The organism is Chryseobacterium sp. POE27, from assembly GCF_039727685.1.
Classification (GTDB): Bacteria; Bacteroidota; Bacteroidia; order Flavobacteriales; family Weeksellaceae; genus Chryseobacterium.
The window spans coordinates 4,259,364-4,274,053 of record NZ_CP152475.1 but is presented as its reverse complement, the minus strand read 5'-3'; the positions used below and the strand labels follow the sequence as shown (position 1 = coordinate 4,274,053).

General features: G+C 37.5%; 15 protein-coding genes. 9 read left to right on the top strand and 6 right to left on the bottom strand.

Annotated elements, in window-relative coordinates; all coding sequences use genetic code 11:
* Positions 1–161: 161 nt before the first annotated feature.
* The gene (locus tag AAHI02_RS20520) at positions 162–449 is read left to right on the top strand and encodes an N-acetyltransferase (protein ID WP_346984746.1); all 288 of its coding nucleotides are present in this window, start codon (positions 162–164) and stop codon (positions 447–449) included.
* On the opposite strand, the gene AAHI02_RS20515 is transcribed toward AAHI02_RS20520, so the two are convergent.
* The gene (locus tag AAHI02_RS20515) at positions 450–1,550 is read right to left on the bottom strand and encodes an MBL fold metallo-hydrolase (protein ID WP_346984745.1); all 1,101 of its coding nucleotides are present in this window, start codon (positions 1,548–1,550) and stop codon (positions 450–452) included.
* 140 nt (positions 1,551–1,690) lie between these two features.
* Between AAHI02_RS20515 and AAHI02_RS20510 the strand changes: the two genes are divergently transcribed.
* From AAHI02_RS20510 to AAHI02_RS20500, 3 genes are read left to right on the top strand one after another with little or no spacing between them, the layout of a single operon-like run.
* Positions 1,691–2,596 carry a hypothetical protein gene (locus AAHI02_RS20510; protein WP_346984744.1) on the top strand — a complete coding sequence of 302 codons (906 nt, stop codon included), beginning with the start codon at positions 1,691–1,693 and terminating at the stop codon, positions 2,594–2,596.
* Positions 2,568–3,245: a S41 family peptidase gene (locus tag AAHI02_RS20505; RefSeq protein WP_346984743.1), complete on the top strand. Its 678-nt coding sequence runs from the start codon at positions 2,568–2,570 to the stop codon at positions 3,243–3,245. The genes AAHI02_RS20510 and AAHI02_RS20505 overlap by 29 nt, the downstream gene beginning before the upstream one ends.
* A 38-nt stretch (positions 3,246–3,283) precedes the next feature.
* Complete coding sequence (locus AAHI02_RS20500) at positions 3,284–3,808, top strand: YdcF family protein (protein ID WP_346984742.1); 525 nt, start codon at positions 3,284–3,286, stop codon at positions 3,806–3,808.
* Positions 3,809–3,858: 50 nt separating this feature from the next.
* On the opposite strand, the gene AAHI02_RS20495 is transcribed toward AAHI02_RS20500, so the two are convergent.
* The 4 genes from AAHI02_RS20495 to AAHI02_RS20480 all read right to left on the bottom strand — a co-directional run bounded on the left by AAHI02_RS20495 (position 3,859) and on the right by AAHI02_RS20480 (position 7,149).
* Positions 3,859–4,167, bottom strand: a complete 309-nt coding sequence (locus tag AAHI02_RS20495; protein ID WP_346984741.1) for a hypothetical protein — start codon at positions 4,165–4,167, stop codon at positions 3,859–3,861.
* Positions 4,164–4,454 carry a hypothetical protein gene (locus AAHI02_RS20490; protein ID WP_346984740.1) on the bottom strand — a complete coding sequence of 97 codons (291 nt, stop codon included), beginning with the start codon at positions 4,452–4,454 and terminating at the stop codon, positions 4,164–4,166. Before AAHI02_RS20490 ends, AAHI02_RS20495 begins: the two co-directional genes overlap by 4 nt.
* A 17-nt stretch (positions 4,455–4,471) precedes the next feature.
* On the bottom strand, positions 4,472–4,972 hold the full coding sequence (locus tag AAHI02_RS20485) for an RNA polymerase sigma factor (protein ID WP_346984739.1): 501 nt from the start codon (positions 4,970–4,972) through the stop codon (positions 4,472–4,474).
* Positions 4,973–5,520: 548 nt separating this feature from the next.
* Positions 5,521–7,149, bottom strand: a complete 1,629-nt coding sequence (locus AAHI02_RS20480; protein WP_346984738.1) for an NADP-dependent glyceraldehyde-3-phosphate dehydrogenase — start codon at positions 7,147–7,149, stop codon at positions 5,521–5,523.
* 517 nt (positions 7,150–7,666) lie between these two features.
* On the opposite strand from AAHI02_RS20480, the gene AAHI02_RS20475 reads away from it, so the two are divergent.
* The 4 genes from AAHI02_RS20475 to AAHI02_RS20460 all read left to right on the top strand — a co-directional run bounded on the left by AAHI02_RS20475 (position 7,667) and on the right by AAHI02_RS20460 (position 12,173).
* A complete protein-coding gene (locus AAHI02_RS20475) occupies positions 7,667–8,197 on the top strand; it encodes a hypothetical protein (protein ID WP_346984737.1) in 531 nt (176 codons plus the stop codon).
* Between the two features lie 576 nt (positions 8,198–8,773).
* Complete coding sequence (locus tag AAHI02_RS20470) at positions 8,774–10,375, top strand: fibrinogen-like YCDxxxxGGGW domain-containing protein (RefSeq protein ID WP_346984736.1); 1,602 nt, start codon at positions 8,774–8,776, stop codon at positions 10,373–10,375.
* A gap of 167 nt (positions 10,376–10,542) precedes the next feature.
* Positions 10,543–11,316, top strand: a complete 774-nt coding sequence (locus AAHI02_RS20465) for a hypothetical protein (protein ID WP_346984735.1) — start codon at positions 10,543–10,545, stop codon at positions 11,314–11,316.
* Positions 11,317–11,438: 122 nt separating this feature from the next.
* Positions 11,439–12,173: a DNA-binding domain-containing protein gene (locus AAHI02_RS20460; RefSeq protein ID WP_346984734.1), complete on the top strand. Its 735-nt coding sequence runs from the start codon at positions 11,439–11,441 to the stop codon at positions 12,171–12,173.
* An 867-nt stretch (positions 12,174–13,040) separates the two neighbouring features.
* Here the strand turns inward: AAHI02_RS20460 and AAHI02_RS20455 are convergent.
* Positions 13,041–13,772 (bottom strand): TonB-dependent receptor plug domain-containing protein, encoded by a 732-nt coding sequence (locus AAHI02_RS20455; RefSeq protein ID WP_346984733.1) that lies wholly within the window; start codon positions 13,770–13,772, stop codon positions 13,041–13,043.
* Positions 13,773–14,233: 461 nt separating this feature from the next.
* On the opposite strand from AAHI02_RS20455, the gene AAHI02_RS20450 reads away from it, so the two are divergent.
* Complete coding sequence (locus AAHI02_RS20450) at positions 14,234–14,683, top strand: hypothetical protein (protein WP_346984732.1); 450 nt, start codon at positions 14,234–14,236, stop codon at positions 14,681–14,683.
* The last annotated feature ends 7 nt before the right edge of the window (positions 14,684–14,690 follow it).

Here is a 14,690-nt window from a genome sequence, read left to right as displayed (position 1 = left end):
AAACAATAGATAAAATAAACTAAAGATTAATCAATCTCAATAACACTGTCTCCCATACCTCTTAAAAACAATTAAAAAATTACTTATCTCATTTTTAATTTGTAATTTTAAAAGGAGAAAACTCTCAGAATCATTTTATTAACATCAAAAATCCGGGAATCATGGAAAGTATAAAATTTGAAATATCTCCATATCAGGATGAGTTGCAGATATTAATTGATGAAAAAAAGGCGGGCTATATGTCTATCGAAGTTGATGGCAGACTGCTGATCGTGTACTACACCAAACTGGATGAAGAACGCGAGGGAAAAGGCTACGCGAAAATGTTGCTTGACGAACTGGTGCGTTACGCTGAAGAAAAAGATCTCCTGGTAGATCCTGAATGTGATTTTGTACGACAGCAGTTTGAAAATCATCCTTCAAGATATAAAAATATCTGGCATGCCTAATTATTCAGTATCCCACCACTTACCGAAATGATTGTCTTTTGCATTAAGATCTACAGGTTGGCCAATCATCGGGGTTAAAAGATGTAAATCTTTGTCTTTAGCAAGGTTTGTGATTTTCTGTAAAGGTTCATTCCACGGATGAAGTGCAAGGGCAAACTTTGAAGAATGCACAGGAATTACATTTTTAGCCTTTACATCGATACTTGCCTGAATAACATCATCTGGCAACGCATGAATATATTTCCAGGCTTCATTATACTGTCCGTTTTCGATGATGGCAAAATCAAACGGCCCATATTGTTCACCAATCATTTTAAAATGAGTATCATACCCGCTGTCACCGCCCAGAAATAATCTTTTCTCAGGCGTTATCAGAACATAAGAAGTCCATAGAGTAACATTTCTTTTCATTTTTCTTCCCGAAAAATGTCTTGCAGGAGTGAATATAATTTTGATATTATTCTTTAAATTCACCTCTGCACCCCAATCTTCTTCAATCAGCTGATCGGCTTTGTAGCCCCATTTTTCGAAATGTGCACCAACTCCCAACGGAAGAATAACCTGTCCTACTCTATCTTTAATTGCCTTTACAGTAGGATAATCCAAATGATCATAATGATCGTGTGTAATGACCAGATAGTCAATAGCAGGAATATCTTCAGGCTTAAAAATATCTGCTCCCGAAAATGCCTTGTTAAAAAACCTGAAAGGCGAACCGTACGAACTGAGCACCGGATCAATCAGAAAAGAAACACCTCTCGTCTGAATATAATATGAAGAATGCCCCAGCCAGACAAAAACGTCCTGTTCTTTTGGAAGATTTCTCAAATCCGTATGCATTGACGGGATTTTATGCAAAGGCTTAATAAGAGGATCCTTTTTATCGAAAAGAAAACTGAACATTACTTTCGGCATTGAATATCCTTCTGCCAGCGCAGGAGTGTACGTCAGATTCCGGAACTGCTTATTCTTATAATTCACTGAACGCTGCATTTTAAGAAGCCTTTCTCCTTTAGCTTCAGAACCGAAAACTTCCTGACGCGTAATAATAAAATAGAGTAAAACTATTGCTATAACTATGGTAATAAAGGTATAAATCATTTTTTTAAGTACATATAAATGGGTAACATTATATCATATGACGATTGATGAGTACATAAACCTTTAATTTAAATGAAAAAATTACGCCTTTTTTCTAAACTTAATGGTTAAAATTTTAATTTTGAAATAAAAAACAAAAAGTGCAGAAAAATTATTTCTTCCTGCTCGTCCTTTTACTGGTAACCGCCTGCGGATCTGTACGTAAACATAACGAACGGCAGAACATCTGTATTCCGGCTGAAAAGCTTAAGGAAGACGTTGATTTTGCCTATTCAAAAATCAAAGAGATGCATCCTGATCTTTTCTGGTATATCTCAAAACAGGATCTGGACAATAAGTTTGACAGTATAAAAAATACTATTCACGAACCACTTACGCCCCTTCAGTTTTATTTTAAACTGCAGCCTGTGATTTCCGACATCCGCGAAGGACATCTTTCTCTCAGAATTCCCTCTAAAAGAATTACAAAAAAAGAGGTTAAAGCCCTGGAGAATAAAAAAGGAATGTTCAGCCGGTTTGAATATTATGTTAAAGGCGACCGGCTTTTCATCATTGGGAACAAAGATTCCATAGAAAATATACCGCCGGGAACTGAGATTATTTCTATTGACCACACTCCGGTTTCCTATTATATCAAACGATACCGAAGGCTCATCAGCAGTGATGGCTTCAATACTACTTTTACCCCTTACTTTCTGAAAGATCTCTTTTTCAGCTATTACGTTGCTGAAAAAGGCTATGAAAACAAAGCAACCATAGAAACGCTCTACAACGGAAAGAAAAAAGAATATAACCTCACGAGGGAATCGAAATCGGAAGCCGATCTTAAAAAAGATAAGGATAATAAAAAGCTGACGAAAGAGAAAAAAATCAATGATTACATCGCTTTTAGCGATTCCTATAACAGGAATTTCAAGTTTCTGGATAAAGACAGCTCAATAGCCTATATTAAGGTGAAAAGTTTTTCGGGAGATTATTCGGAAAAGTTTTATAAAAATGCATTTGAGAAAATTAAAAATGCCGAATCCCCCCTACCTGATTATTGATGTGAGAAATAACTATGGTGGTTCGCTGGAAGAAATCCATAAATTATATTCTTATCTTACGACCGAGCCTTACATTCTGATCAAACCTTCTCAGGTAAATTCAGCGACAACGCCTCTGAAAACCAATTATTTCAGAAAAGGTAATCTCTTGCAATACACCTTTAAAACCTTTACTTATCCTGCTTTTTTCTTTGCACAAACTTTCAGCACGTACAAAAAAGACGGTAAGTTTTACTATAAAATAAAAGCCGATAAACCTGCTAAGCCGGATAAAAATGCTTTTAAAGGAAAAATTTTCGTCCTGATTAACGGCTCAAGTTTCTCTGCATCATCCATTCTGACGGCAAAGCTTAAAAATGATAAAAGAGCTGTACTTGTCGGCGAAGAAACCGGCGGTGCCAACGATGGAACCGTTGCCGGATTCTATTCTTACCAGGTGCTTCCGAATTCCAAAATAGATCTTCCGATCGGGCTGGTACTCGTGCAGCCGGATATCACTCCTACCCAAACTAAAAAAGGCGTGCTGCCGGATATTCCCATAAAAGAAACTATGGAGGATATTATCCATCAGCGAGATCCTCAGCTGAACTGGATTCTGACTGATATCAAAAATGAAAAAGCAAAAAATAAGAAATATCTGATGAAATGAGGATGAAAAACAGTGTGCGATACTTAAAAATAATTGCAGTGACAGGCATCCTCTGGATCGCCATCCACTCAGCATATATCATTATTGACGGGATATCAGACAGTGGAAAAACCGCGGATATTGCTGTTATCCTCGGAAGTAAGGTTAATGAAGACGGAACCCTATCCAAACGGCTGGAAGAACGGCTGAAAACAGGAGAGGAATTAATAAAAGAACATAGGGTTAAAAAAATTCTGGTAAGCGGCGGACTGGGAAAAGAAGGATTTTATGAAGGAGATAAAATGAAACAATACCTTGTTGCCAAAGGTATTCCCGATTCACTTATTATTGTTGATAACCTTGGAAACACCACACGAGCAAGTGTTAACAATACATTAGCATTGAGAAAACGTTTTCCATTCAAGAGTATTATCGTAGTTTCTCAATATTTTCATGTGACCAGAACCAAAAAGCTTTTCAGGGATAGAGGTTTTGAAAACATAAGCAGTGTAAGTCCGGATTATTTTGAATGGAGGGATCTTTATGCCATCGTCAGGGAATTTCCTGCTTACTATACCCAGTAGTTTCGGCGGGCTTTCAGCCCGCCGAAACTACTTCCTCAATCAATCAGAAACTATTTCTTCAGTTCACTAACAAGATTTTCAATCTGAAGAATGTACTTTCCGTAGAATTTATTAAACCACCATTTTCCTAGAACAAACAGCAATGGCATGGTGATAACCATAGTGCCGATAAGAACACCCGCTATGTTCAGATTCGATAAGGGTACAGGCCGTGGAATAAACTCCAGGACTATAATAATTTCACACACTAAAAAAGGCACGAAAGACAGGTAAAAAGACAGATAATACTGCTTATTAAGCTGAAACTGATGCAGAAGATCTTTCAGGCTGTCATATGTTTTCATGACCGGATTACTCATATTTTTATAGAGTTTAAAAAACTGGCTGAAAAAAAGAAAGTCACAAAAACCATGGAAGCAATCAAAATGGTAATATAAAATTTAAACTTAAACGGGCCGGGAGAAACAGCGATCACAGCAAAGGCAAAAACAAAAATCCCAACGGTAGACCAAAACTCCATACGCATATTCTTGCGCATCTTTTCAAGTGGAAGATTGATTCTGTTCTTGTGTTCCATGCTTATTTCCGGGGTTTCTTCATAGGAATCATCCTGATTCCAGGTATTTTTCAGTTCATCTATATTCATGACGGTTGATTTAAAAATTAATATGTATTTGAGCTTAAGATATCTTTAAGTTTATTTTTGGCGCGGTTCATTTTCACCCTTACATTACCTTCGGAAATTCCCATTTGTTCGGCAATCTCTTTTCCGGAAAAATCTTCAAGGTAATAGAAAATAAAAGCCTTGTCTATGGGATTCAGCTGGTGAATGGCATTATACATCACATTCAGTTTTTCTTCCTTTTCATCGTTAAATTCTTCATGAGCGATCTTATATTCTTCATATTCTCCGCTGGTGATGAAGCTTCTTTTCTTTTCATTTTTAAGGAAAATAATGGCCGTGTTCAGGGCAATGCGGTAGAGCCAGGTAGAAAATTCGCTCTTTCCTTTGAAATTAGGATATGCCTTCCAGACCTGGTATGTGATTTCCTGAAAAAGATCATCACGGTCGTCTTTATCATCCATGTACATTTTAGAAATCTTGAAAATGATTCCTTTATGCTTTTCAATTTGATCTAAAAATTCCTGTTCTGTTGAGGCCATAATTTCTTACTCTCTACGAGGTTAGTAATCTTCTTACAAAAATGTTACAGTTTATCATCAAGAATATTTTACCATTACATCCAAAAGTTTCCTATAAACTGAATGATATTCCGTTTATAAAAGTAATTTAAGCTTTATCCTCTAAATAGATATTTTAAATTTCATTAATCAAAAATCCGCAGCACTATTTTGTACTGCGGATTTATTGTATTATCTTATTTTTAAATGTAATCTGAATTCGGTTTAAAGCTATAACTGCAAATGCTAACCCCAGTCATCCATGTAAATCTACGATAATCTGCGGTTGAATAAAATCACTCCGATTAATACTAAAAGCTTGTTTAAACTTTTTTTATTTAACCGCAAAAGTTACAAAAGATTAGAAATTCCATCATGAGCAATTTTATAAAAGAAAAAAGCTGACAATAGTTTTAAAAATCTTGATTTTTGTTCTTTTAAAAGCTTTGATGAGCTCATAAAACTTTTTAAACTTGTCTTTTGGTTCCTTTTGCGGTTAAATCCAAATATTAGTTTAAAAAGGTTTTAATCTAAAAAATATAATCCGTACTCAGGAAATTAGAATCATGATCCCTTACAATTGTGTTCAGAAGATCCTTATTAGAATCCGTAATCTTCGCCGCCACAAGCGAACGGATAGAGAATGAACGAAGCGCATCAAAAACAGACAAGGTCCCTTCAGCACTGTCTTTTCTTCCGGTGAAAGGGAAAACATCCGGACCACGCTGTGCCTGACAGTTGATGTTGACACGGCTCACAAGATTCACGAACGGATCAATCAACTTAGAAACTTCCAGCGGATCTTCACTGAAAATACTTACCTGCATTCCATGATCGGCATTCACCTGGTATTCGATCGGTTCCTCGATATCATCAAACGGAACTACCGGAATTACCGGACCAAACTGCTCCTCATGATACAGCTTCATATCAGCGTTCACGGGATATACTACGGCCGGAAAGAAGAATGATTCTTCGGTAAATCCCCCGTTTTCATTCAGGACTTTTGCGCCTTTGCCCATAGCATCTTCGATACATTCCTTTAAATAGGGAGGTTTATTGACTTCCGGAAGCGGCGTGATCTTCACATCTTTTTCCCACGGAAGCCCCGGTTTCATAGCAGCAACGGCAGCCGTCAGTTTTTGGGTAAACTCCTCGGCCACTTCTTTCTGAACGAAGATCAACTTCAATGCCGTGCATCGCTGACCGTTAAATGAAAGCGATCCTAAAATACATTCGCTCACCGCTACATCGAGATTGGCATTCTTAGTAACGATCGCTGCATTTTTAGCGTCTAAGCTTAAAATCGCACGTAAACGATTAACCTTCGGATGAAGCTTTTTCAGACCGTTGGCCACTTTACTCGAACCGATAAATGCCAGCACATTCACCTTCCCGCTTTCCATGATCGGCGTGATGATCTCGGCTCCTTTACCGTATAAAGTATTCACCGTTCCTTTCGGGAAGGCTTCTTTAAAGGCTTTCAACAGCGGATAATGTGCCAGCACCCCATGCTTCGGAAGCTTGAAGAGAATCGTATTTCCCATGATCAATGCAGGGATGAGCGTCGTGAATATTTCGTTTAACGGATAATTGAACGGTCCCATGCTGAGAACCACTCCCAACGGTGCTCTCCTGATCTGTGCAATCGTACCTTCCGCTTGCTGGAAACGGGACGATTCACGGTCGAGATCCTTCAGCGCATCGATCGTCTGGTTGATATAATCTACCGTTCTGTCGAATTCTTTGGTAGAATCTGCCAAGGTTTTTCCGATTTCCCACATCAACAGCCTGATAATAACGTCGCGCTCCTTAATCATCAGGTAGACAAACTTCTGCATACACTTGATTCTCCCTTCCACAGACATCGTAGGCCACTCTCCCAGCCCGTTGTCGTAGGCTTTTACGCAGGCATCAAGAACATCCATTGCTTCTTTCGGTCCGATATTCGGGACACTGCCCAGCAGTTTACGCTCCAGTCCGTTTGCTGTACGAATGCAAACCGGTGAATAAATCTCCTGGACTTCGCCTTCCCATACGACGAGTTCTCCGTTCAGCAGGTATTCGCGCTGGTGGATTTCAGGAACTTTATATTCCTGGGGAATTTCACTTTCAGATTTAAATATTTCTTGAAATAGCGGGTTGTTTTCTGATTCCATAGATCTTTTATTGTATTAATATTCTGGTATTATTATTTGAATAGAATAAAGGTAAATCTAAAATTTGATTTTAAAAAGAGGCCGCTAATAGATTTGTTCTATTTGGAATAAAAATTAATATAAGCTATGAAGGAGATTGATCTATGAAATTCTATAGGAGAATTTGAAACCGTTTTGTTTAGCAATAAACGAGAAACATTTTCTCTTTTTCTCTACAATCCTTTATTGATCGACATTTCCGGGAGTATGTCAATCCCACAAAAAAAAGTAGTCTATCGTAGACTACTTTTCTCAGCTACAAATGTAAACAAATTCTTTTTACATCCAAACACAACAAATTGTTTTCTAATTTCTTAGTTTTGTTCATCATAAAGTCTTAAAGAAAAACTTGGAGCAAAACAGGCGCAATTTTACACCTCATTTTACACCTGTTTTTAAGAAGTTTTGCAGTGGTGAGCCTTGTATGTAAAAAAGTAGTCTACGATAGACTACTTTCTTACAAAACATGAGACTACAAATGATATTTCCCTCAACCCTCTCCCTCAAACGCTTTTGCGTGGTTTTGCTGTGCTTTGTTGTGGTCTTGGTATCATCATTGTTGAGCGCTCAAACTTTTTTAAAATCCGATTCTGTAGTCTTTGTATCCGAAGACTCGTATCTCTATGCAGAATCTCCAGTATATATTTCCGGTCAAAACTTAAGAAAAGACTCTTTTAAGAAGTGGTCTAAGGTTTTGATCAAAACCTCTTGTTCCAAAGTTTCCCATAAGAAGTCCACAAGTAGTCCTACGGATAATTTGTGTTATAAAAGCTGTCCAACAGGTAAGCATAGTCTTGGACTGTTTTCTAATTCATCTTCAATAGCTGTTATCGGAAGCTCTTCTCCGGTAAAACTTCAGCATAAAACAATACCATCTTCCTTTTTTCTATTCACAAGCACAAGAAGGGATGAGGAAAAACATGTTCATATCATTTCTTATCCTTTCCAGCTAAAACATATCACCATCAATCATTTCGGGCGTCCTCCGCCCAATTTTAAACACGGATAACACGAATGTTTTATCACAAATGACACAAACTGTTGAAAGCCAATAAAAACAAATGCTTTAGCAAAGGAGATTATCCACTCTGTTTGTCATCCCGTAGGGATCTCAGCAAAGAATTCCACATAGCATTTGTGAAATTAGTGTTCAACCATTAGTGCCATTCGTGTTTCGTCAATTCGAGTGTTTTTTCGTAACAAGGTGAAGAAAAAATGTATCGGGAATGACATTTATCCTCAAACTCACAAACTTCTCGATATGATTTTTTCAAAATCTACTCGAAGTGACGAGCCTGTCGAAGCCATCATTGTGTCGGAGTGTTTGAGAGTGGGAGCGTTTTAGGATCGGAGTGGAATATGGGATGGTTTGAGAGGGGAAATAGTGGCTTCGGCTCCGCTCAGCCACCAAGACTCTCCCACACTCAAACTCTAAAACTCTCCAACTCTAAAAGCTCTGCGAGCTCTTATAAGTGCAACGCCTTTGTGAAACTAAAAAACACATCATAGATAAAAAAAATCTTAGTGGGCTTCGTGTTCAAATAAACAATGTCATCAAAACATAAACAAACATAAATACAAAACAATGAAACATTTAATTACAATGGCTATTCTGCTCTTCAGTTTAGCCCTCAATGCTCAAGTGGGGATTAATAACACCTCTCCCAAAGCGACCCTTGATATTACCGCCAAAACAACAGGTAGCACCACCGCCGAAGGATTGATTGCCCCAAGATTAGAGGGAATTGACATCAAAGGGAAAGATGGGAAATATGATATACCTCAAAAAGGAGCGATTATTTATGCCCTTTCAGCGGTTGCTTCTCCAAGCACCAAAACTGCCAATATTACTGCCGAAGGATACTATTATTTTGATGGAAGCGTATGGCAGAAGCTTTCCAATTCTTCTGTTCCGGCAGTGGTCGTGACATCATCTGCTCTTAACGGAACTTATGTAGCGGGTACGGTAATGACTGCATCTAATACATTCACCGTTACCCTGACCAATAATTCATTCAGCACGGCTACGATTGCTTTCAGTACATCAGACTTGGCTCTCTCAGGGGTTACCGGTCTTTCGGTCGCATCAGTGAGTACAGCTTCCAGTACTTTGATTGCAGGTGCCAGTGTGACGGTAACCTATAGTTTATCCGGAACTGCTGTTTCCTGCGGAACGCTTACGGCTACGTGGAGCAAACTTACGCTGATCTCTACAAAAATAGCAACCGTTATTCCTAACTTTAATTGTAGTGCAGGATCGTGGTCAAGTGTATTACCGGAATACAGACTTAATGGACTGATCAACGGAACATCTTATTCCGGTACTTACACATTACCATATACTGCTGGAGGAAGTGGATGTGCATATGCAGGTGAAACAATTACCCAAAGTGGACTAACCTTAACCCTTCCAGCAGGAAATTATAGTACCAGCGGAAATTTAACTTATACTTTATCTGGAACCTACACAGGAAGTAATAATGGTTCAATAAGCTTTACAACAGCGGGAGGATGTACTATCTACCTTGGACCTTGTGCAAGCTGTAAGGAAATTAAAGATAAGGGATTGACAACCGCAGATGGTGTTTATTATGTAGACATCGACCAAGCTGGAAGTACTTATCCCCCTGCTAAAGCACAATGTGATATGACGACTGACGGAGGAGGTTGGACATTAGTACTAAATTATCTTCATAAAGGAGGGACATCTCCTTCTGTCGCAGCGAAAACTAACTCTTTCCCAATAATCGGAAGTACTTCCTTAGGTATAGATGAGAGTGCTAATGTAGATAATTGGGGTAATATTTCAAACAGTATGCTTAATACAATGAGTTTTAGTTCCATCCGTTTTTATGGAAAAACAAGTGCTCATAGCAGAATCATACATTTCAAAACATCCCTTTCTAATGGTATTTCATACATAAAAACAGGAACAGGAAGTTTCTCTGGATTATCAACCAGCTATACTGCTTTGTCAGGACATACAGCTTTTATACCGGGTACAGCTGATATTTACTGGACTAATTTTGGAAATCTAGCACTTACAACTTTCCCATTTTTTAAAGATTTAAATTATCATTGGGGCATTGATGCTGGAAGACCTAACACTAGTAATAAAGCTTGGGAGGTAGATGATTATCCACAAAATGCATCAAACTCGACTTATCATCAAGTTTGGGTGAAATAGGAACATAATATGTTAGCTTTATAATACGTGATGTTATCATTTTAAACCTCACAGGTTTCGAAACCTGTGAGGTTTATAAAACGATACAACTAAAAGCTAACCACAATAAACATCTTGAATTATCACCGAAAAAAATCAACCAATACATTCATAAATACAATTACACAATGCAAAAATTTATTACAACAGCCTATCTGTTAGGAATGGCAGTTTTTTTTCAATCAACATTCGGCCAGGTGGGGATTAATACAACATCACCCAATGCCACTCTCGACATTAAACCCAAAACCACTGACGGCAGCAAAGCCGAAGGTCTCCTTATTCCACAACTGGATGGTGATATCATTAAAGCTGCCGATACGCAATACAAACCAATTCACAAAGGGATCATCATTTATGCTAAGTCAGCGGTTACTACTCCAAGCATTAAAACTGCTAATATAGACGCAGAAGGGCATTATATTTTTGATGGTTCTGTTTGGATAAAATTACTATCTCAATCTCAAAATGTTAGTACCCAAGTTCTAAGTGTATCTGTTCCTGGGAATCAAAATATCAGCGGATCCGTTGCATTAACAACACAATTTACTAATGAAACTCTTGATGTTTTCAATGCTTGGGCTTCAAATAATTTTACAGTACCAGCAAATAAAGGAGGAACTTACACAATAAGCTCACAAACTTCCAATAAACATACTGTTGGTGGATCCACATGGTTTGTTCAGTTGATTTTACAAAAAAGCACTAATGGAGGTACAACTTGGTCAGATTTAACAAAAGATACTAGATCTGGATTGACCTATGGGGATTATGATAATGGGAACCTTATATTTTGGACAGGAACATTAAATGCTGGTGATAAAATTAGGTTAGTTAGCCTTTGTGATTCATCAACAAATAATATCATTTCTATAGGATCCTTGAATATTTCAAAACTTTAACATTTAGATAATTAGGTATCGTGGTTTGCAACTGCAATTTAATAAAATCTCCCTCGCGAGCGTCTCGCAAGCCATCCGATAACAACAAATACAAATTTAACAACCATTAAAAATATAAAAAAATGGCAACAATTCTTCATAAAATCAAAGCGTATCTCTACGATAACGTTTTAACGAAAGACAATCCTAATGATTTCACTGCCCGTACTGCAAGCGAACGCAGTCTCAATGTACAGCAGATCTGCCAGTCGGCTGCCAACCGTGGCGGTGCAGATATTTCTGCCTCAGCGATGGAGCATGCGACTGAGCTGTTCCTTAAAGAAATGGCGTATCAGCTGTGTGATGGGTATTCCATCAATACCGGGTACTTTACAGCCAATACCACCATCCGTGGGGTATTTGATAGTCCTTCGGAGACATTTAACAAAGATAAGCACAGTATTATTTTCCAGTTCAACCAGGGAGAGAAGCTACGGGCTGAAATCCCGAATATTGAAGTCAATATTCTGGGTATAGCAGAATCTTCTGCGGTGATCTTACAGGTAATGGATGTAAAGAGCGGTTCAGTGAATGATCTTCTTACTCCGGGCAGAAACCTGAAGATTGTGGGCAGCAAGATTAAAGTCACCGGTGATGATGCTTCGGTAGGAGTCTATTTTGTAGACGCTACAACACAGGAAAGAACCAAAGTAGAGCAAAGTGATATTGTCACGAATAATCCTTCGGAGGTTATGGTGGTGATTCCTGAACTAGCAGCAGGAACTTATACTATTGAAGTGCTGACGCAGTATTCGGGCAGCCAATCTTTAAAAGAGCCACGTACTGCTACCCTGGATAAGCAACTGACGGTAGCGTAAGACCAAGAGGATTGCTTCGGTGCAAGCAAGGTGATTGTTAGGTAGCAAGCAAGGGTCTTACTACGAGGCTAGCAAGATGATTGCAAGGGAGCAAGCAATCACCTTGGTCTAAACCTGTACTGAAGTTATATTGTACTGTATTAAGGTACAACATATCAGTACAAAAGCATTCCATCATAAAGATGGGTATTTTCATCAATATGTTACTCCGGTTTGGGAAAGATTTCCCGGCCGGAGTTTTTTTGGCTTCGGCTCCGCTCAGGTATCATTTACGTGAACTGTCATTCTGACGAAGGTAGAATCTCATTTTAATTAACCTGAGTTCGGGATAAGAGATATTTTAAACAATTGATTTTCAAAATAAAATTATAAACTTGTGATAAACTAATTCCAGAATTAACCGCAAAAGTGACAAAAGATAATCTTAACGCAATGATTAGAACAATCTAAGTTCTCAAAAGAATAAAAATCGAAGATTTTTAAAACTATTGTGCCCTTTTTTCATTTATAGTCATCAACTTTAGATAAAATTGAGCTCATCTTTTGTCACTTTTGTGGTTAAATAGAAAGTTTAAACAGCTTTTATTTTATCGCAAAGAGAAACAAAGAAATGTTTAATTTTTGAAACGCTTTTAAGCTAAACAAACCTGAACTTCGTTCGTAAACCTTCAGTTTATGTTTATCGAAGTAATACAAGAATTTTGTATTACTCTGATAAGTTTCACGCCTTTGTATATTTTAAATTTTAAAAACCATGTGATTAATACTTTTATTTAGCTTTGCGTTTTATATAAAATTATCCCGAACTCAGGTTAATTAAGATTCGTCATACTACTTCGTTAAGTCCTATTACTGATTTTTTAGCTACTACAACCTTTTACGCAGTTTCCTGTGATTTTTGGTGGTTATGATGATGACACCGTTTTTTGCCTGTGAACCGTAGATTGAGGTGGCTGCGGCATCTTTCAGGATATTCAGGCTTTCGATGGACTGGGGATCTATTTCTTCGAGCACCTTTAAAGAGACTATCTTTTGATCGAGGACCACAAGAGGTTTTTGGGAGTCTTCGGAAACCCGGTGTGCTCCGCCAATTCTGATCCTATTTGATGAATTTGTTGAAGGTGGATTCACCGTAACGCCCCTCGTTTTTTCAGCTAGCGTACTGCTTTTATCTTCTTGCTTTCCATTAATAATATCTTCCGAAACAATTGTCCCCAATCCGGTGACCATAGATTTTTTGACCGGCTTGTAACCGGTCACCACCACTTCCTGCGCGTCTTCTGTCTTTGTGGAATCATTAATTGTATTTTGCTGCCCGTGAACAGCGATCAAGCCTCCCGCCGTAAGCATAAATCCCACTGCAAACTTCACAAAAACGGAATTGATCTCAGAATACTGAAGATTCCTGTTGAGCTGAGACGCATTGAAACGGCCGCAGATATGGTCTTCCGGACGGGAAAAGGCTTTCATCACTTCCCGGTCTGAAGACACCGTAAAATCCCTCACAGTTTTTGAGCATACGGAACAGAATCTTCCTTTTTCATCAGGGGTCATAGTATCCCAGTTTTCATGGCATGGTGCCGGTATGGTAAGTTTCATAGAATATCTTTTACAGTAAAGATGCAGTGTCTATTGAAAAGGTTGGAAACGGAAATATGTATTTATTTAAATCGTTCTTACGCAGTCATAAAAAAACTCAGCATTGTGCTGAGTGTATAAACCACAATTCAACACATTGAAAATGTGACATTTAATCAACCAAAAGCCAAAAAGTCATATATATAGATAAAACACAAGACATAATGACAAAATTATTATATGCAAATAATTAGGTGTGACATTTGTCATGCTTTAATCTAATTTTAAATTAAAGCATATGAATAATTTTTTACTACCTAAACAACTTTTTAGAGAGAAGAGTATTAAATCTTTTTTTAGAAGAAAAGAAAACAGAAATTATCGAGGATATTAAGTCTTATCCACTAGCATTAATTAATGAAATTGATTTCGAGAACGAAACAGAAAACATCATTAAGCGTTTTGGATTTGATGTTCCAAAGTTGATAAAAGAAAAAACAAATACAGGAATATCAACATTAACACTTTCAGGTCATCAACTTCCACCAGGAACACCATTTGAATACGGCAAAGAATATGAAGTGGAAGTCGCTAATTATACAGTTCCTTTTGTTGGAAATCCCGAATTTTTTAAAACATACTCAAACAAATTTAATAATACAAATGTATCAAGTGTTTTAAATAGAAATAATTTGGTATTTAAATTAACAAATTATGGAGAAATTTCTGGAAATGATTCCGCTATTGAACAGCTAAAACAAGAATTTCTTTTAAATATTGAATCAACCGAAAGAATGCTCCAACAAATACAGGAAGAGCTATCTGTTTATTTACCTAACCTCAAAATCCTAATCATTGAAGGCTTTGAAAATAGAAAAAAAATTTTAGAATCAAAAAAAGATAGCATTAGCAAATTGAATCCTTTTAAATAAACTTAAG